At 69.6% G+C, this 17,303-nt stretch carries 16 protein-coding genes; 9 read left to right on the top strand and 7 right to left on the bottom strand.

The genetic code is table 11. The features are described 5' to 3' along the window. Positions 1 to 44: 44 nt before the first annotated feature. The 3 genes from zwf to ACIA58_RS40595 form a co-directional block, all read right to left on the bottom strand. Positions 45 to 1,532, bottom strand: a complete 1,488-nt coding sequence (gene zwf, locus ACIA58_RS40605; RefSeq protein WP_396409208.1) for a glucose-6-phosphate dehydrogenase — start codon at positions 1,530 to 1,532, stop codon at positions 45 to 47. 366 nt (positions 1,533 to 1,898) lie between these two features. Beyond that, a complete protein-coding gene (locus tag ACIA58_RS40600; RefSeq protein WP_396409207.1) occupies positions 1,899 to 2,909 on the bottom strand; it encodes a zinc-binding dehydrogenase in 1,011 nt (336 codons plus the stop codon). A 33-nt stretch (positions 2,910 to 2,942) separates the two neighbouring features. Further along, entirely contained in the window at positions 2,943 to 3,320 is a 378-nt protein-coding gene (locus tag ACIA58_RS40595; RefSeq protein ID WP_396409206.1) for a VOC family protein, read from the bottom strand. Between the two features lie 61 nt (positions 3,321 to 3,381). Here ACIA58_RS40595 and ACIA58_RS40590 point away from each other — a divergent pair, with 61 nt between their 5' ends. From ACIA58_RS40590 to ACIA58_RS40560, 7 genes are all read left to right on the top strand, one after another. After that, a complete protein-coding gene (locus tag ACIA58_RS40590) occupies positions 3,382 to 3,708 on the top strand; it encodes a YciI family protein (protein ID WP_396409205.1) in 327 nt (108 codons plus the stop codon). Further along, a complete protein-coding gene (locus ACIA58_RS40585) occupies positions 3,698 to 4,885 on the top strand; it encodes an RNA polymerase sigma factor (protein ID WP_396409204.1) in 1,188 nt (395 codons plus the stop codon). The genes ACIA58_RS40590 and ACIA58_RS40585 overlap by 11 nt, the downstream gene beginning before the upstream one ends. Positions 4,886 to 4,903: 18 nt before the next feature. Next, on the top strand, positions 4,904 to 5,533 hold the full coding sequence (locus ACIA58_RS40580; RefSeq protein ID WP_396409203.1) for a maleylpyruvate isomerase family mycothiol-dependent enzyme: 630 nt from the start codon (positions 4,904 to 4,906) through the stop codon (positions 5,531 to 5,533). Further along, on the top strand, positions 5,530 to 5,913 hold the full coding sequence (locus tag ACIA58_RS40575) for a VOC family protein (protein WP_396409202.1): 384 nt from the start codon (positions 5,530 to 5,532) through the stop codon (positions 5,911 to 5,913). Before ACIA58_RS40580 ends, ACIA58_RS40575 begins: the two co-directional genes overlap by 4 nt. 344 nt (positions 5,914 to 6,257) lie before the next feature. Next, positions 6,258 to 8,864 (top strand): AAA family ATPase, encoded by a 2,607-nt coding sequence (locus ACIA58_RS40570; RefSeq protein ID WP_396409201.1) that lies wholly within the window; start codon positions 6,258 to 6,260, stop codon positions 8,862 to 8,864. A gap of 113 nt (positions 8,865 to 8,977) precedes the next feature. Further along, entirely contained in the window at positions 8,978 to 9,229 is a 252-nt protein-coding gene (locus ACIA58_RS40565; RefSeq protein WP_396409200.1) for a DUF4242 domain-containing protein, read from the top strand. A gap of 2 nt (positions 9,230 to 9,231) precedes the next feature. Next, the gene (locus tag ACIA58_RS40560; RefSeq protein ID WP_396409199.1) at positions 9,232 to 10,041 is read left to right on the top strand and encodes an alpha/beta fold hydrolase; all 810 of its coding nucleotides are present in this window, start codon (positions 9,232 to 9,234) and stop codon (positions 10,039 to 10,041) included. Here ACIA58_RS40560 and ACIA58_RS40555 read toward each other — a convergent pair. Then, entirely contained in the window at positions 10,022 to 11,530 is a 1,509-nt protein-coding gene (locus tag ACIA58_RS40555; RefSeq protein WP_396409198.1) for a serine hydrolase domain-containing protein, read from the bottom strand. The two genes, ACIA58_RS40560 and ACIA58_RS40555, sit on opposite strands and share 20 nt — an antisense overlap. A 101-nt stretch (positions 11,531 to 11,631) precedes the next feature. Here ACIA58_RS40555 and ACIA58_RS40550 point away from each other — a divergent pair, with 101 nt between their 5' ends. Next, positions 11,632 to 12,162: a helix-turn-helix domain-containing protein gene (locus ACIA58_RS40550; protein ID WP_396409197.1), complete on the top strand. Its 531-nt coding sequence runs from the start codon at positions 11,632 to 11,634 to the stop codon at positions 12,160 to 12,162. A 6-nt stretch (positions 12,163 to 12,168) separates the two neighbouring features. On the opposite strand, the gene ACIA58_RS40545 is transcribed toward ACIA58_RS40550, so the two are convergent. Then, complete coding sequence (locus ACIA58_RS40545) at positions 12,169 to 13,182, bottom strand: aldo/keto reductase (RefSeq protein ID WP_396409196.1); 1,014 nt, start codon at positions 13,180 to 13,182, stop codon at positions 12,169 to 12,171. Between the two features lie 114 nt (positions 13,183 to 13,296). Between ACIA58_RS40545 and ACIA58_RS40540 the strand changes: the two genes are divergently transcribed. Beyond that, positions 13,297 to 14,157, top strand: coding sequence for an AraC family transcriptional regulator N-terminal domain-containing protein (locus ACIA58_RS40540; protein ID WP_396409195.1), 861 nt, complete (start codon positions 13,297 to 13,299; stop codon positions 14,155 to 14,157). Here the strand turns inward: ACIA58_RS40540 and ACIA58_RS40535 are convergent. Continuing rightward, a complete protein-coding gene (locus ACIA58_RS40535; RefSeq protein ID WP_396409194.1) occupies positions 14,099 to 16,030 on the bottom strand; it encodes a DUF1365 family protein in 1,932 nt (643 codons plus the stop codon). The genes ACIA58_RS40540 and ACIA58_RS40535 overlap by 59 nt on opposite strands. Continuing rightward, positions 16,027 to 17,274, bottom strand: a complete 1,248-nt coding sequence (locus ACIA58_RS40530) for an NAD(P)/FAD-dependent oxidoreductase (RefSeq protein ID WP_396409193.1) — start codon at positions 17,272 to 17,274, stop codon at positions 16,027 to 16,029. The genes ACIA58_RS40535 and ACIA58_RS40530 overlap by 4 nt, the downstream gene beginning before the upstream one ends. Positions 17,275 to 17,303: the final 29 nt, after the last annotated feature.

Here is a 17,303-nt window from a genome sequence, read left to right as displayed (position 1 = left end):
AGCCTAACTAAGGTCCTGTCTGGTGATCCATCGCCAGACAGGACCTACTCCCGCCACTCCCGCTCGAAGGGGAGGCGCCAAGCACGCGGCGCGATCAGCTGGTGGATCGCGTTCGGCCCCCAGGTGCCCGCCTGGTACGGCTTGACCGGCGGCGGGTCGTCGAGCAGAGGAGCGGAGCGGTCCCACAGCGACTCGATGCCCTCGGCGGTGGTGAACAGGGTGTGGTCGCCGCGCATCGCGTCCAGGATCAACCGCTCGTACGCCTCGAGTACGTCGCCGGCGCTTTCGGTCTCCTGGGTGGAGAACTGCATCGACAGCTTCTCCAGCCGCATGCCCGGGCCGGGGCGCTTGCCGTAGAACGACAGCGACACCCGGGAGGAGTCGGCCAGGTCGAAGGTCAGGTGGTCCGGGCCTTCCGAGCCGACACCGGAGCCGGCCGGGAACATCGTCTTCGGCGCCTCCTTGAAGGCGATCGAGATGATCCGCTGACCCTCGGCCAGCTTCTTGCCGGTGCGCAGGAAGAACGGCACGCCGGCCCAGCGCCAGTTGTCGATCTCGACCTTCAGCGCGATGAACGTCTCGGTGTCGGAGTCGGGCGCGACGCCCTCCTCGCTGCGGTAGCCGCCGTACTGACCGCGCACCACACAGGCAGGGTCGAGCGGCAGCATCGAGCGGAAGACCTTGTTCTTCTCCTCCGAGATCGCCCGCGGCTCCAGCGCGGTCGGCGGCTCCATCGCGACGAACGACATCACCTGCATCAGGTGCGTCACGACCATGTCCTTGAACGCGCCGGTCGGCTCGTAGAAGGTGGCGCGCTGGTCCAGCCCGAGCGACTCCGGGATGTCGATCTGCACGTGGTCGATGAAGTTGCGGTTCCAGATCGGCTCGAACAGTCCGTTGGCGAACCGGAAGGCGAGGATGTTCAGCGCCGCTTCCTTGCCGAGGAAGTGGTCGATCCGGAAGATCTGCGACTCGTCGAAGGTCTCGTGGACGAAGTCGTTGAGCTTGATCGCACTGGCCAGGTCGTCGCCGAACGGCTTCTCCATCACCACCCGGGCCCGGTCCACCAGGTCCGCGTCGCGCAGCATCGCGATCACCGACTGGGCTGCCTTCGGCGGCACCGACAGGTAGTGCAACCGGCGTACGTCGGGGCCGAGGTGCTGCTCGGCCGCCTTCACCGCGCTCGCCAGCGCCTCCGGACCGGCCGTCACCGGCACGTAGTCCAGCGTCTCGGAGAACTGCGACCACTGCTCGTCACTCAGCTTGTGCATGCCGAACGTCTCGATGGCCTCCCGCGCGCGGGACCGGAACTCGTCCGACGTCATCTCCTCGGTCGCCGTACCGATGATGCGTACGTCGGGCGTGAACCGGGACTGCTGCAGATAGGCCAGCCCAGGCAGCAACTTGCGCTTGGCGAGGTCACCGGTCGCCCCGAACAGCACGATCACATGCGGCGCGAGCGGATCCGGATCCCGCCGCGACGGCCGCGACCCCGGCGCCGGATACGCAATGGTCTGGATACGGTCAGGCATTCAGTCCTCCCGAGGACACCACCGGAGCCAACACACCTCGCAGTCTAGGCACTCCACTGTGAACTACTGGTGTACGTCGAACCGAGGCGTGAGCGTCATCAGCTCGGACAGGTCGCCGCCGACCGCGATCTCCTCGGCCGCCGCACCCCGGCGGAACAGCCGCGCCCCGGCCGGAAGCCCGTCCAGCCTGAGCGATTCACCGCGGAGCCGGAGCCACGTCCCCTCCCGCAGCCCGAGCGTCCCCGTCGCACGCCCCGCTCCGCCAGCGGGTTGTTTCTTCGCTGACCTGTTATTGCACGCCAGCGAGAAAACAACCCGCCACCCAGCCGCAGCGCACGGGCTGCGGGGCGGAGCGGGGCGTGTGGTTTAGAGCCAGAGGGAAAGCAGGACCTTGCCGGAGCTGTCGGAGTCGGTCGCGGTGGCGAAGGCTTCGACGGCCTGGTCTGCCGGGTACTCGTGGGTGATGACGCGTTCGAGTCCTGGATTCGCGTTCAGGAGCTCGATCGCGTGGTCGATCTCGTTGTTGAAGCGCAGCGTGCCGCGCACCTGCAGTTCGCGGGAGACGACCGGAGCGAGGTTGACGCCGCGCGGCTCGTCGGCCGGGATGCCCACGAGTACGACGATTCCGCCGCGACGGGCGGCATCGATCGCGGTGCTGATCGCGGCCGGTACGGCGGTGCATTCGAGGACGACGTCGAAGTACCCCGACGGGATCTCGTCCCTGCCGACCTGGAGAGTGTTGTGCACTCCGAGGTCCCGCGCTCGCTGCAGTGGCCCGGGGAGAACGTCGGTCGTGACCACCTCGATCGCGCCGGCAGCGAGCGCCGCCGACGCCGTCAGCAGGCCGATCGCGCCCGAGCCGGACACGAGGACGCGCCGGCCCTGCACACCGCCGGCGATCTGCAGCGCATGCAGTCCGACCGCGAGCGGCTCGGCCAGGGCCGCGCGCCGCAGCGGCAGCGTGGCGGGCAGGGCCCGGAGCATGTGCTTGTCTACGACAACGAATTGGCTCAGCCCGCCCTGGGTGTGCGGCCAGGTGGACGCGCTGCCGAGGTAGGCGCCGTTCGGCCACAGGTGCGGACGGTCCTCGATACCCGGCTCCGGCGTACCGAAGGTGGCTGGATGAATCGTCACCGCGGTGCCGGGCGCAAGGTCGCCGGACGGGTCGAGGTCGACGGTGCCCGACAGTTCGTGACCGGGCACCAGCGGCTCGCGCACGACGAACGAGCCGTTCGCGCCTTCGTGGTAGTAGTGCAGGTCGGATCCGCAGATCCCGCCGTACGCCATCCGGAGGCGAACCTCGCCGGCCTGCGGTTCCGGGGTCGGCAGCTCGGTCTCGATCAGGTCGAGCTTGCTCCGGATGACGATCGCCTTCATGTTCTCCTTCAGGAAGTGGCCATGAGCGGGGGCCTAGGCGGTCTGCCAGAGCCCCAGGACGTTGCCCTCCGGGTCCTTGAAGTACGCCGCGAAGCCCATGTCGCCGACCGGCAGCTTCTCGCCGACCCGCTCGCCGCCGAGGCTCTCGATCGTCTTCCAGGCGGCGTCGATGTCCGGGACGTCGACGGTCAGGATCGGGCGGGTCAGCTCGCCGGTCCGCTGGTACATCCCGCCGTTGATGAAGCCGGGCTCGGCCGGCATCGACTGCTCGTTCAGCGGTCCGGTCGACACCATCGTGTAGTTCATCTCGGGCATCTCCATCAGGTTCCACCCGAACGCGTCGCGGTAGAACGTCCGCGCTCGCTCACCGTCGTCGTACGGCACCTCGAAGTGCACGATCCGCCCTGTCATCGCCTGCCCCTCCCGAGAGAAGTTCCCTTGCTGTCGACGCTAGACCTGCGACGATGGACCGGTGAAGTACCTGCTGATGATCTGTGGTGACGAGTCGCACGCGAACGACGGCTGCGGCGGCTGGTCGGAGGAGATGGAGGCCCGGGGCGTGGTGGCGGGCGGTGCGGGGCTGCGGCCGCCGGCCGAGGCGACCACGGTGCGGGTGCGCGACGACGAGGTGCTGCTCACCGACGGGCCGTTCGCCGAGACGAAGGAGCAGATCGGCGGTTTCGTGCTGATCGACTGCGCCGACCTCGACGAGGCGATCGAGATCGCGTCGAAGCACCCCGCGGCGGGCTACGGCACCATCGAGATCCGCCCGCTGCTGGAGCCACCGGTTGACGTTTGAGGAGGTCTACCGGCAGGAGTGGGGCCAGGTGGTCGCCACTCTGATCCGGGTGACCGGTGACTGGGAGCTGGCCGAGGAGTGCGCTCAGGAGGCGTTCGCCGCAGCCCTGCAGCGGTGGCCGGTCGACGGCGTACCGGACCGGCCCGGCGCCTGGTTGACCACGACCGCCCGCAATCGCGCGATCGACTGGCTGCGGCGGGAGGCCGTCGGTGCGGCCAAGCTGCGTGAGGTCGCGGCGATCACCTCTGACGCGGACCCGCCGTACGACGTACCCGACGATCGCCTGCGGTTGATGTTCACCTGCTGCCATCCCGCACTGGCCATGGAGGCGCGCGTCGCGTTGACGCTGCGCACGTTGGCCGGTCTGAGTACTGCGGAGATCGCGCGGGCGTTCCTGGTCCCGGAGACGACCATGTCGAAGCGACTGACCCGCGCGAAGCAGAAGATCCAGCACGCCGGCATCCCGTACCGCGTCCCGCCGGCGCATCTGCTGCCGCAGCGCACGCCCGCCGTACTCGCGGTGCTGTATCTGCTCTTCAACGAGGGGTACTCCGACGTTGTCCGGAGCAATCTGAGTGGTGAGGCGATCAGACTGGCCAGACTGCTCGTCCAGCTCATGCCATCCGAGCCCGAGGCCACCGGACTGCTTGCTCTGATGCTGCTGCATGATGCACGGCGCGACACGCGGCTTGCCGAGGACGGTGCCCTCGTCACTCTCGAGCAGCAGGACCGCACCCGCTGGGACCACAGCCAGATCACCGAGGGCGTCGCCCTGCTGGACTCGGCGCTCGACCGTGGCATTTCAGGCCCGTACCAAGTGCAGGCCGCCATCGCCGCCTGCCACGCGACCGCTCGCACCGCAGCGGACACGGACTGGCCGCAGATCGCCGCTCTGTACTCCCAGCTCCCACAGACCGCGGTCGTCGCACTGAACCGCGCCGTCGCGATCGGTATGGCGGACGGACCGGCTGTCGGGCTCCGTCTTGTGCAAGAGCTTGCCGACGGGCCTCTGGCTGGATACCACCTCCTTCCAGCCACCCGAGCCGACTTCCTCCGTCGCCTCGAACGCTGGCCCGACGCGCAGGCGGCGTACCAGGAGGCGCTCAGGCTGGCGACTACCGATGCGGAGCGCAGGTATTTGGAGAAGAGATTGCATGAGGTGTCTGTGCGGGCCTGAGTCGTTCGTCGGTGGAGTATGACGGATATCAGAAGCGCAGTGGCGGGTGAGCGGACCGACCTGGCGGAGGTGCTGGCCGGACTGCCGGAGGACGACTGGGACAAGCCCACGTTGTGCGAGGAGTGGCGGGTGCGGGAGTTGGTTGCGCACATCACCATGCCGTACCGGATCTCGATGCCGCGGTTCCTGACCGGGCTGATCCGGGCCGGCGGCAAGTTCGACCGGTACGCCGACCGGCAGGCCCGCGCGGACGCCGGCGCGCTGTCTTCGGCGGACCTGGTCGAGTGCCTCCGCCAGAACGTCAACCACCCGTGGAAGCCGCCGGGTGGCGGCTATGTCGGCGCACTGTCCCACGACGTGATCCACGGCCTGGACGTGACCGTTGCACTGGGCATCGATCGGCAGGTGCCCGCCGAGCGGTTGCACTTCATCCTCGACGACCTGAACCCCCGCCAGGTCAAGTACTTCGGCGTCGACCTCACCGGCGTCCAGCTGCGGGCCACCGACCTCGACTGGACCTACGGCGCCGGCACACCGCTGTCCGGCGCCGCCCAGGATCTTCTGCTGGTCCTGTGCGGCCGTACCCTCCCACCGAACCACCTGTCCGGCTCCGATGCCGCCCGATTCACCGCTGGAGTGACCCGATGATCATCAGCCTCCCGATCGAGGACCGGCCGCGCTCGTACGCCTTCTTCCAGGAGGCCCTCGGCCTGAAGCCGGTCGGCGAGCTGGACGACGACGGCATCCCCGAGCCCTTGCAGTTCGAGCTGTCCGACGGCGTACGGATGATGCTGATCCCGACCGAAGGCTTCGGCTGGGTGCTCGGCGACCAGCCCGCTGCACCGCACGGCCAGAGCGAATGCATCCTGACCGTGAGCGTCGACAGCGAGGCCGCCGTCGACGCGACTGTCGCCAGAGCGGTCGCTGCCGGGGCGGTGCAGGTGACCACGCCGGCGCGTAAGCCATGGGCGTACTTCGGCACCTTCACCGACCCGGACGGCCACCTGTGGATGGTCGAAACCACGTAGCGAACAGAAACCGTCGTGCCCGCGCTGTGCGTAGCCATCGGGTGAGCCGGGAGGGGCGTCCGGACCGCGCCGCGCGGGCAAGGTGATAACGCTCCGCTTGCCGGATCAGCTCCTGGTGCTTGGCTTCGGCCAGCGCCTGGCTGAGATAGGGATGCAGCATGAGTTCCTCCGTAACCGAGCGCGAGCGACAACCGCTCACCAGCCGAGCGTCCTGCCGACGGCTGCCCGTGCGGATCGGCAGCCGGCCCGCACTTCGGTGCCGGATCCACCCACCTTCCGGGCCGCGCTACCCATTCCGGCGTCCGGTGTTTACGGTTCGCTCGAGCCCGTCCCACACTGGGGCCATGCTCTTGCTCGAGCGCGACAGCGCTCTCGAGGCGTTGACGCAGTACGCGGAACAGGCTCGTGCCGGCGAGGGGCGAGTGGTTCTCATCTCGGGCGAGGCCGGTGCCGGTAAGTCCGCCTTGCTGGAACAGCTGCAACGAGACCTCGCCGATGTCCGCTGGGCCGGCGGTACGTGCGACGGCCTGATCACCCCGCGGCCGCTCGGCCCGTTGTTCGAGATCGCCGAAGAACTGGGCGGTGACCTACTCGAGGCATGCGGCAACGGCTCAGGGCGCGACGAGCTGTTCTCCCTCCTGCTCCGCCGCCTGTCAGCTCCCGGTACGCCGGTCGTCGTCGCGATCGAGGATCTGCACTGGGCCGACGAATCCACGCTCGACCTGGTCCGGTTCCTCGGCCGCCGGATCCGTATGACGCGGTCGTTGCTGCTCATCACCTTCCGCGACGACGCGCTGGGGTCGGACGAGGCGCTGCGCATCGCGCTGGGCGGCCTTGCCGGCGAGCGAGCGATGCGCCGCGTCACCGTTCCAGCACTGTCGGAGGGCGCGGTCGCGATCCTCGCCGCCGACAGTGGGCTCGCGGCCGAGGAGGTGTACCGGCTGAGCGGTGGGAATGCGTTCTTCGTGCAGGAGCTCGTGCAGTCCGCCGGCGAGCTGCCCGCTTCCGCGCGCGCCGCCGTGCTCGCCCGGGTCGCGCGGCTGAGCGACTCGGCGCGAGCCGTCCTCGACCTCGTCGCCGTGGCCGGGCTCCGCATCGACGTCGAGCTGCTGGAGTCCCTGGGTACGACGACCTCCGATCTGGACGAGCTGGTCGCGGCCGGTGCGCTCGTCAGCGAAGCGAGAACGCTGCGGTTCCGCCACGAGATCAACCGGCGGATTGTGCTGAGCGAGGTCCCCGAATACCGCGAAGCTGCCCTGCACGCCCAGCTCCTCGCGGCGATCCTGCGTTCGGGCGGCACCGACGAGGCGTTGCTGGCCACCCATGCCGACGGCGCCGGCGATCGGGACGCCGTACTGCTTCATGCACCGGCCGCCGGGCGGCGAGCAGCCGGCCTCGGCGCACACCGTGAGGCCGTCGAGCACTTCGAGGCCGCGCTGCGTTTCGCCGGAGACCTGGCGCCGCGGACGGCCGCCGACCTGTACTCGCGGCTTGCGATCGAGGCATCCGTGATCGAGCGCTGGCAGCTGGCTCTGGACGCCGGTCAGCGCGCGCTCGAGCTGTGGACGGAGGTCGCCGATCCACCTCGGCTGGGCGACGCGATGCGTGCGCTGTCCGCGACCATGTGGCGCCTGTGCCGTGGTCCCGAATCCATGGAGCTTGCTATCGCGGCCGTAGGCGTCCTTCGCGATGGCGGCGCGACCCCCGAGCTCGCCGGTGCCTACGCACACCTCGCGCAGTTGCGCAGTCACCACGGCGAGATCGAAGCGGCCTCGTCATTGCTGCGCCAGGCGGGAGACCTGGCCGATGAGCTGGACCTCCCGGACGTCCGGAGCGACGTCGCGAACACCGCGGCCGTGGTCGCGTGGACGCGCGGCGACGAGTGGATGCCCCTGTTGCGGCACGCGCTCGACATCGCGCTGGACCTGGGGGCCCGCGAACAGACGGCGCGTGCGTACGCGAACCTGTGTACGGCGCTCAGCGACTTCGGCCGGCACGCCGAGGCCGAGTCGTACTACGTCCTCGGAGCGGCCTTCTGCGACGAGGCCGGCATGGTCCGGTTCGGGATCAACCTGCGCTCTACCTGGGCCGAGATCCTGCTGGGCCTCGGCCGGTGGGACGAGGCAGCCGACGTGTGCCGGCAGGTTCTCGCCAGTGGCGCCTCGCCGCTGAACCGGCTCTCGGCCGCGATCGCGCTCGGGCGGGTCCTGGCCCGGCGGGGCGATGGCGATCCGTGGCCCTACCTGGACGAAGCCGTGACCAGCGCCGACGCGACCGGGCGCCCCGACCTGATCGGACTGACCCGGTCCGCGCGGGCGGAAGCGCACTGGCTGGCGGGCGATCCCGACGCTGCGCTGCAGGACATCGCCGTCGGGAGCGTCCAGGTCGACCGGACACACGACTGGATCCAGGGTCAGATCGCGACGTGGCAGGTCCGACTCGGCGCCGTCGTGACGCCGGCGCCGGCCAGGCTCCCGGAGCCACACGCCCGCCTGGTGAGCGGGGACTTCGATCGGGCCGCTCAACTCTGGGACGGTCTCGGCAGTCCTTTCGACGCCGCCCTCGCGCTGCTCGACTCCGGTTCGGAGCCCGGGCTGCGGGAGGCACTACGCCGCTTCGACGCCATCGGCGCGGTCGCGGCCGCACGGTTGACGCGGCGGCAGATGCGCCGGCTCGGCCTGCGCGCGATCCCTGCCGGTGCGCAGCCGTCGACCCGCTCCGACGCGGCCGGCATGACGCGTCGTGAGCGCGAGGTGATGACGTTGGTCGCGAGCGGGCAGTCGAACGCGGCCATCTCCGCGCACCTGGTGATCTCGCCACGGACCGTCGAGCACCATGTGGCCGCGGTCCTCGCCAAGCTCGGGGTCGGATCGCGCACGCTGGTCGCCGCCGAGGCTCGCCGTCGCGGCCTGCTCGACGCTCCCGGCCGGCCGGACCCTGCCGGCAACTAGGCAGGAACTAGGTCGGCGCGCGCGGGATCTGGGTACTCGGCACGGATCTCTCGACCCGGGCCGCAGACCTACGTTCGTTGCGGAAACAACCAACGAACGGAAGTGAGCGCATCATGCCGCTGTATCTGGACATCCACACCATCACCGACGGCGTCTCGGCGGACGACGTCGCCAAGGCGCACGCCGCCGACCTGCAGACCGAAGGCAAACACGAGGTGCGTTACCTGCGGTACTGGGTGAACGAGCGCCACGGCAAGGTGTTCTGCCTGGTCGAGGCGCCGTCGGCAGAAGCGGCGTCGACGGTCCACCGGGAAGCGCACGGGCTGGTGGCCGACGAGATCTTCCAGGTTCAGGAAGGGGTCTGACGATGGCTGGACTTGCCTTTCACCGAGCCGGAAACGGACCGCCGCTGGTGCTGTTGCACGGCATCGGGTCGTCGCGCCAGGTGTGGTCCCCGGTCGTCGACGTACTGGCCGAACAGTTCGACGTCATCGCCGTCGACCTACCGGGTTTCGGGGAGTCGCCACCGCTGCCCGCAGACGTGGAACCGCATCCCGCCGCGCTGGCGGATGCGGTTGCCACCCTCCTGGACGGTCTCGGCATCGTTTCACCCACTGTCGCCGGGAACTCGCTCGGCGGATGGGTCGCCCTTGAACTGGCCGAGGTCAGACCGACCACCGCGCTCGTACTGATCTCGCCGGCCGGCCTTTGGCCGGGCCGCACTCCGCTGTACAACCGGCTCAGCCTGCAGGCCACGAGATGGCTCGCGACCCGTTGGGTCAAGCCGCTCTCGCGGCTGGTGAGCCACCGGGCCGGACGTGCCCTGGTGCTGCGTCAGATCGTTGGCCGGCCGGCCCGGATCAGCCCCGGACTGGCCCGGTCGATGGTGTGGGACATGGCAACGAGTCCCGGCTTCGACGCCACCCTCGAGGCCACCCTCGATCGGCACTACCTGGCCGGGTGGGCCGGGTTGCGTGTGCCGATCACGGTTGCCTTCGGCTCGCGGGATCTCCTGCTGCGGCGAGGATCGCGGCACGTCGAGCAACTCCCGGCCGGCGCCCGGCTCGAGATGCTGCCCGGCTGTGGCCACGTGCCGATGGGGGACGACCCGCGGGCCGTCGCCGCGCTGATGACGGCGACAGCCCACCGGGGGACGGTCAGAGCAGGCGGGTGGTGAGGTTGGCGGGGCGCAGGGAACGGGATCCAGCGGTCGTGGCCTGGTGGCGGAAGAGGCGTCCGCCGTAGCGGAGCCACTCGACCTGGCCGTTGGCTCCGCGGACGAAGTTGGCGCGGGTGTGGGTGGGTGTGCCGTCCGGGTTCTGGGCGAGCACGTAGTCCTTGCGGTAGAACGCGAGCCGCAGGAGAGGCTGTCCACCCGCACCGGCGACCAACTCGCCGTTGTCTGCGGTCATGTCGAGGCCGAGGTTCTCCGGCTTGCCGTCGAGACCGATCTGCTGCGAGACGTACGTGCCTTCGTACTCCGCGAGCCGGCGTGGCGGCAGCTGACGCGGTACGGCTGGAAGGTTGTTGAGGCCCGCGAACTCCTGCAGCGCCCAGTCGTCGGCGAACAGCTCCGCCAGCAGCAGCGGGCCGCTCTCCGAGTTCGTGAGCAAGGTGATCGCGAAGTCCCGCTGCGGTACGAACAGGAAGCCGGAGTGCTGACCGGACCAGTCGCCTCCGTGCTGCACGACGGTCGGGCCCTGAGCCGTCGGACGCAGCATCCAGCTGACACCCACGCCGTTCAGCTCGACGAACAGCGTGCCGCCCGGACCAGGGTGGGACTGCATCGCCAACCGGCCGCGCTCGCTGAGCAGATGGGGGAGACCGCGATGCCCCAGGTGGTACCGCGCGTACCGCAGCTGGTCCCGGGCGCTCGAGATGAGCCCGCCGATCGACTGCAGGCTGCGCGGCAGCGCATCGAACGACGGCTCCACGACAGCCTTGCCGTCGACGATGTTGTGCGAGGCGGCGACGCTGAAGCCGCCCAGCTCGCTCCGGAAGAACCGGCTGTGGTCGAGACCGAGCGGATCCACCACGAGTTCGCGGGCGGCGATCTCGTACGGCTTGCCGGTCACCACCTCGATGATCCGGCCGGCCACCCCGAGCGAGGCGTTGTTGTAGGCGAACACCTTCCCGAGCGGGGTGAGCTGCGGGACCTTCGTCATGCCGGCGACGTACTTCGCCAGCGCGTCGTCGCCCTCGCCGTAGTCCTGGAGATAGTCGCCCTGCCAGCCGGCGGAGTGGTTCAGCAGCTGACGCACGGTGACCCGCGCGGCGACGGAGGGGTCAGCCGTCCGGAAGTCGGGCAGGTACGCGCGCACCGGCCGGTCGAGGCTGACCCGGCCGCGCTCGACCAGCCGCATCATCGCGGTCGCGGTGAAAGTCTTGGTGGTCGAGCCGATCCGGAACACGGTGTCGCCGGACACCGGTTCATTGGTGTCGACGCTGGTGACCCCGAAGCCGCGGACGTACTCGCGGCCGCGGTACCACAGGCCGAGCCCGGCGCCGGGGATCGCGTACTTCGCCATCCCGGCCTCGATCTTGCCGGCCAGCCGTCCGATCGCGGCCGGTTCACGGGTGCTGGCTGCTGCGGGCAGAGAGGACAGCGCGGCGACCGGCACGGCGGCAGCGGCGGATTTGAGCACAGTACGACGGGTGAGCGACACGTCAACGTCTCCTCGGGGCGACTAGAAATGGTTCCGTTTCCGCTATTATTACCAGCATTGGTATCAATGGATACCCTGAAAGAACCCTGATGGAGAGCCCGATGGAGGAGCCGGCCCCGGTCGTCGACGTCCTGCTGCACCCGATCCGCTGGCGAATCGTGCAGCGGGTGCTCGGGCGTGAGGTGACCACCACCGACCTCAAGCGCGACCTGCCGGACATCCCGGCGACGACGCTCTATCGCCATGTCGCCGCGCTGATCGAGGCCGGCTACCTGACCGTGGTCCGCGAGCGGAAGATCCGCGGCACGACGGAGCGCACGCTCAGCCTGGACCAGACCACGGTCGGCCGGATCGACGAACGCGAGGCGCGGGCGATGACGCCGGAGCAGCATCGGCAGGCGTTCTTGATGATGCTCACCGGTCTGGCCGCGGACTTCGACCGCGCGGTCGAGCGCGGCGATCTGGAGACCCGGATGCCCCAACTCGGCTACAGCCAACTCGCCCTGTACGTCGCTCCCGAGGACCTGGACGCGATCCGCGCGGGCATCAACGCCGTCATCGAGCCGCACCTGAGCGAGGCCCCCGGCAAGGACCGCGTCGTGCTGTCGCTGATCGCGGTCCCGGACGTCTAGCCCGGCTCAGCGACGGCGGAGGTGGGCGTGCTCGACGGCGGGCGGGGTGGCGGCGTAGTTGTCCGCCGGGTCCAGCTCGGTGCCGGGTGCGACGATCTCGTCGATGCGGTTGAGGACGTCGGCGGTCAGGTCGAGGTCGGCGGCAGGTAGCAGGCTGTCGAGTTGCTCCTGGGTGCGCGGGCCGATCAACACCGACGTCACTGCCGGATGCGCTCGGTCGAACGCGATCGCCAGCTGGGCGAGTGTCACTCCGACCTCGGCGGCCAGTGTGGTGAGCTTCGCGACCGCTGCAGCCTTGGCCCGGCCCGTCGGGCTGGACGGGTCGTAGTGCTCTGGCCGTCGGCTGGCCCGGTGGCTCGAGGACGGGTCGGCCCGGCCGGACAGCCAGCCGGAGTTGAGGGGGCTGAACGTGAGCACGCCGAGGTTGTGCCGCTGCGCCACCGGGAACACGGATGCCTCCGGCCGGCGGGTCAGGATCGAGTACATGGTCTGCTCGGTCAGGAACCGGTGGGTGCCGCGGCGCTCCGCGGTCCACTGCGCCTCGACGATGGTCTCGGCCGGGAACATCGACGAGCCGAAAGCGCGGATCTTGCCCGCCTGGACCAGATCCGACAGCGCCGACAACGTCTCACCGGCCTCGGTGTCGTGATCCGGGCGGTGCAGCTGGTAGAGGTCGAGGTGATCGGTGCCGAGCCGGCGCAGGCTGTCCTCGACCGCCCGCATGATCCAGCGCCGGGACGCGCCACGCCGGTTCGGGTCCTCACCCATCGGCAGTCCGAATTTGCTCGCCAGTACGACGTCGTCGCGCCGGCCGCGGAGCGCCGTACCGACGATCTCCTCGGACTCGCCGATCGAGTAGACGTCGGCGGTGTCGATCAGGTTGATGCCCGCGTCGATGGCGCGGTGGATGATCCGGACCGACTCCTCGTGGTCGGGATTGCCCATCGCGCCGAACATCATCGCGCCGAGGGCGATGTCGCTGACCGAGATGCCGGTCGCGCCGAGGATCCTGCGTTTCACGGGTGGTGCCTTTCTCGTTGTGGTCCTTTCATCACAGCACCGCACGGCGTCCGGGCGTGAGCGTCATCCTGGCGCCGGCTTGCGCGATCCTGTCGAAGTCGCTCCACTGGAGAGGTGAATCTGCTCGACGAGCTCAGGGCTCTGATCATTCGGCATGCGGCCGGGCAGCGCGGCCACAGCGTGCACCTGATCGACGGGGTGCAGGTCAGCCGGCGCGACGAACCGACCGAGCTGACCGCGAGCATCGCCCGGCCGTCCGTCGCGATCGTTGCCTCAGGCGTCAAACTGACGATGCTCAACGGCGTCGCCTACGAGTACGGCGTCGGGCAGTACCTCGTCACCTCACTGGATCTTCCCGTCGTCGGCCAGGCGCTGAAGGCGACGCCGGACGACCCGTTCGCCGTCGTCAGCCTGCGACTCGATCCGGTCGAGATCGCGCCGCTGTTGCTCGACGCCCCGGAGCGGCCCCCGCAGTACGCCGGTCTGGTGGTCAGCGACGCGACAGCCGACTTGCTCGATCCCGTCGTGCGGCTGCTGCGCATCGCCGACCTACCGGACGACGTACGCGTCCTCGCGCCGGGGATCCGGCGGGAGATCCTGTGGCGGCTGCTGACCGGTGAACAGGGCGGATTGGTCCGGCAGATCGGGCTGGCAGACGGCATGCTCGCTCATGTCTCCCGGGCGATCAGCTGGATCCGCCGCCACCACAACGAACCGCTCCTGGTCGCCGACCTCGCCGAGCTGGCCGGCATGAGTCCGTCGACGTTCCACCGTCATTTCCGCGCGGCGACCTCGATGACACCGATCCAGTTCCAGAAGCAGATCCGCCTGCAGGAGGCCAGAGTCCTGCTTCGCACCCAGTCGCTCACCGCTGCCGAAGTCGCGTACCAGGTCGGCTACACGAGCCCGGCCCACTTCACCCGGACCTACCATCAGGCGTTCGGCCGGACTCCGGGTGAGGATCGGGTCGGCTGAGCAGCAGCTGGCCGACGTCGAGGTAGCCGGACTCGAAGCCGGCTTCGCTGTAGGCGAGGTAGTACTCCCAGGTACGCCGGAAGTTCTCGTCGAAGCCCTGCGCCCGAACGGCCGGCCAGTTCGCGGCGAACTGCCGCCGCCAGCGTCGCAGGGTCTCGGCGTAGTCCGGACCGAAGCGGTGATCGGCCTGCACCGCCAGCGTGGTGTGGCGTGCCAGCGTCTCGTCGATCGCGGTCCGGGACGGGATCAGACCGCCGGGGAAGATGTACTTCTGGATCCAGCTGTACGAGTCCCGGGTGGCGAGCATCCGCTCGTGGTCCATCAGGATCGCCTGCAGCGCGACCGATCCACCGGGTGCCAGCAGCCGGTCGAGCGTGCCGAAGTACTCCGGCCAGAACTCCGCCCCGACGGCCTCGACCATCTCCACGCTGACGATCGCGTCGTACGAACCGGTCAACGCGCGGTAGTCCTGCAGCCGTAGGTCGACCAGATCGCTCAGCCCGGCGTCGGCGACCCGCTCGCGGGCCAGCGTCAGCTGTTCCCTGGACAACGTGATGCCGGTGACGTGAGCGCCACGACGTGCGGCGGCGATCGCGAGCGTGCCCCACCCGATACCGATCTCGAGCACGCGACTGCCTGGCCGGACTCCTGCCAGGTCGAGGATGCGTTCCACCTTGCGGGTCTGGGCGTCCTCCAGCGATTGCTCAGCGCTCTCGAACAAGGCTGAGCTGTACGACATCCCGGGGTCCAGGAAGGCGGCGAACAACGCGTTGCTGAGGTCGTAGTGTGCGCTGATGTTCTCGCGAGCACCTGCGACCGTGTTGCGTTGCCGGCGGGGGATGGTCTCGTCGACCAGTCGACGGAAGCGCAGCAGCCCGGGCGGCACGAGCTCAGCGACCCGGGCCGCGAACGGGGTGAGCAGCTCACCGAGGTCCGTGCCGTCGGCAGCTGTCCAGTCGCCTGCTGTGTAGGCCTCGCCGAGACCGACCTTCGGGCTGTGCGCGAGCCGTTCGAACATCGAGTCCGGCCGGACGATCCGCAGCGCCGGCGCATCCGGCCCACCGCCGCCGCGGACGGTGCCGTCCGGGTAGACCGCTCGTACCGGCACTCGGTCGAGCACGCGGTCGACGATCAGCCGGGCGACTCGGCCACGCAAGGTCTTCCGCGTTGACCGCCTGACGATCGGAAGACCCCGCGCCCACAGCCACAGACCATGCAGCCGGATCAGCGCCGACACCCGCTGCGGCATCAGCGGCATCCGTACGGCAGCCGCGAGAACCGCGCGGCGCGTCGCCGGTCGCGGTACGCCGTCGAAGCTGGCCCCGAACATCGTCCGGTGGCCGTGGGACAGACTGACCTGGACCCGCACCCGGCTGCGATCGAGCTCGAACCGGAGCTGGTAGCCGCCGGACACGTCGTTGAACGGCGAGACGTAGAACTCCTTCGTGGTCTCGGCCGTGCCGTCGGCGTCCGGCCTCAGCAGGTAGGAGTGGCGTTCACCGTAGGTGTTGTGCACCTCCGCGACGACGTACGGGCTGTCGATGCACCAGAACACGGTGATCGGGTTGAAGACGTGGCCGAGTACCCGGGCGTTGGAGAGCATGACGATGCGGCCGTCGTACTCGATGCCGTGGTCGGCCAGGTAGCGGCGTACGGCTGCTTTGATCGTCGGGCCGTGGCCGCCGAGGTGGTCGCGGACGTCGAAGCCGCCCAGCGGCCGTAGGTACCAGGGCAGCCGCGGCAGGTCGTCGAGGTCGACGAGCCATTGGTAGACCCGGTGCCGGAACGCGTGCCGGATCGGGATCGACCGCCCGTGCCGGACGAAGCCGGTGACGACCGCCGGGAGGGTGGGGAACTCACCGACGATCGTCACCAGCGCACCCCGAAGGACTCCGCCGCCGCGACCCCGGCGCGACAGCCGTCCTCATGGAATCCCCAGCCGTGATACGCCCCCGCGAACGCGATCCGGCCGGTGTTCAGCGCCGCCAGCCTGCCCTGCGCGGCGACTGCCTGCGGGGTGTAGATCGGGTGCTCGTAGTCCATCCGCGCGATCACCTTCGCCGGATCGACGGCCCCGGCGCCGTTCAGCGTGACCAGGTAGGTCCCGGCGGTCTCCAGGCCCTGCAGCCGATTCATCCAGTACGTCGTCAGCGGCGCATCCGGGCGGACGACGTAGTTCCAGCAGGCGCGGGCGTTTTTTGTTGTGGGCAGCAACGATTCGTCGGTGTGCAGGACGGTCTCGTTGCGGCTGTACTCGAACTGGCCGAGGACCGCCTTCTCCGCCGGCGTCGCGTCCGTGAGCAGGTCGAGAGCCTGATCGGCATGTGTCGCGATCACGACCCGGTCGAAGTCGGTCGAGTTGCCGTCGGCAACTGTCACCGTGACGCCGTCGGGATGACGGTGGACCGCCTGCACCGGACGAGCCGTGCGGACGGCGTCCAGCCGGTCGGCGAGGGCATCGACGTACTGCCGGGAGCCGCCGGTGACCGTCAGCCATTGCGGCGAGCCGTTGACCGAGAGCATCCCGTGGTGGTCGAGGAAGCGGAACAGATACCGCGCCGGGTAGCTCAGGGCGGAGCCGCCGCCGCACGACCAGACGCACGAGACGACGGGGACGGCGTACAGGCGGACGAAGGCCGGGCTGAAGTGCTCGGCCTCGAGGAACTCACCGAAGGTCGCGAGATCGCCGTCACCGGTGCGCTCGACGTAGGCAGCGGCGCGGCGATGGAAGCGACGTACCTCGGTCAGCAGGCGGAGGAAGCGCGGATCCGCCAGCCGGCGGCCCTGGGCGAAGATTCCGGTCAACCCGCGGCCGCCGGCGAACTCCAGGCCGCTGGCCGGGTCGCTGATGCTCATGCTCATCTCGGTCGGCTGCGTCCGCACGCCCAGCTCGCCGAACAACCGGCGGAGCAGCGGGTAGGTCCGGGCGTTGTGCACGATGAAGCCGGTGTCGATCGCGAGCGGCCGGCCGGCCGGGTCGGTGACGTCGTGGGTGTGCGCGTGCCCGCCGAGCCTCGGCTCGGCCTCGTAGAGCGTCACGTCGTACCAGGGGGTCAGCAAATACGCGGCGGTCAGTCCGGACACTCCGGCGCCGACCACGGCCACGGTTTCTCGCATTGGCAGCACCTCACGCTTGTCTAAGCTTT

Source organism: Kribbella sp. NPDC051586 (assembly GCF_044453965.1).
In the GTDB taxonomy this organism is placed as follows: Bacteria; Actinomycetota; Actinomycetes; order Propionibacteriales; family Kribbellaceae; genus Kribbella.
Note: the sequence above shows the minus strand (reverse complement) of the source record. Positions and strands in the feature narration are given on the sequence as shown.

Excerpts from the sequence above, each read along its gene's own strand:
- ACIA58_RS40565 (WP_396409200.1), top strand. The coding sequence starts at position 8,978 with ATGCCGCTGTATCTGGACATCCACACCATCACCGACGGCGTCTCGGCG.
- ACIA58_RS40530 (WP_396409193.1), bottom strand. The coding sequence starts at position 17,274 with ATGCGAGAAACCGTGGCCGTGGTCGGCGCCGGAGTGTCCGGACTGACC.
- ACIA58_RS40570 (WP_396409201.1), top strand. The coding sequence starts at position 6,258 with ATGCTCTTGCTCGAGCGCGACAGCGCTCTCGAGGCGTTGACGCAGTAC.
- ACIA58_RS40550 (WP_396409197.1), top strand. The coding sequence starts at position 11,632 with ATGGAGGAGCCGGCCCCGGTCGTCGACGTCCTGCTGCACCCGATCCGC.
- ACIA58_RS40575 (WP_396409202.1), top strand. The coding sequence starts at position 5,530 with ATGATCATCAGCCTCCCGATCGAGGACCGGCCGCGCTCGTACGCCTTC.
- zwf (WP_396409208.1), bottom strand. The coding sequence starts at position 1,532 with ATGCCTGACCGTATCCAGACCATTGCGTATCCGGCGCCGGGGTCGCGG.
- ACIA58_RS40560 (WP_396409199.1), top strand. The coding sequence starts at position 9,232 with ATGGCTGGACTTGCCTTTCACCGAGCCGGAAACGGACCGCCGCTGGTG.
- ACIA58_RS40595 (WP_396409206.1), bottom strand. The coding sequence starts at position 3,320 with ATGACAGGGCGGATCGTGCACTTCGAGGTGCCGTACGACGACGGTGAG.
- ACIA58_RS40580 (WP_396409203.1), top strand. The coding sequence starts at position 4,904 with ATGACGGATATCAGAAGCGCAGTGGCGGGTGAGCGGACCGACCTGGCG.
- ACIA58_RS40600 (WP_396409207.1), bottom strand. The coding sequence starts at position 2,909 with ATGAAGGCGATCGTCATCCGGAGCAAGCTCGACCTGATCGAGACCGAG.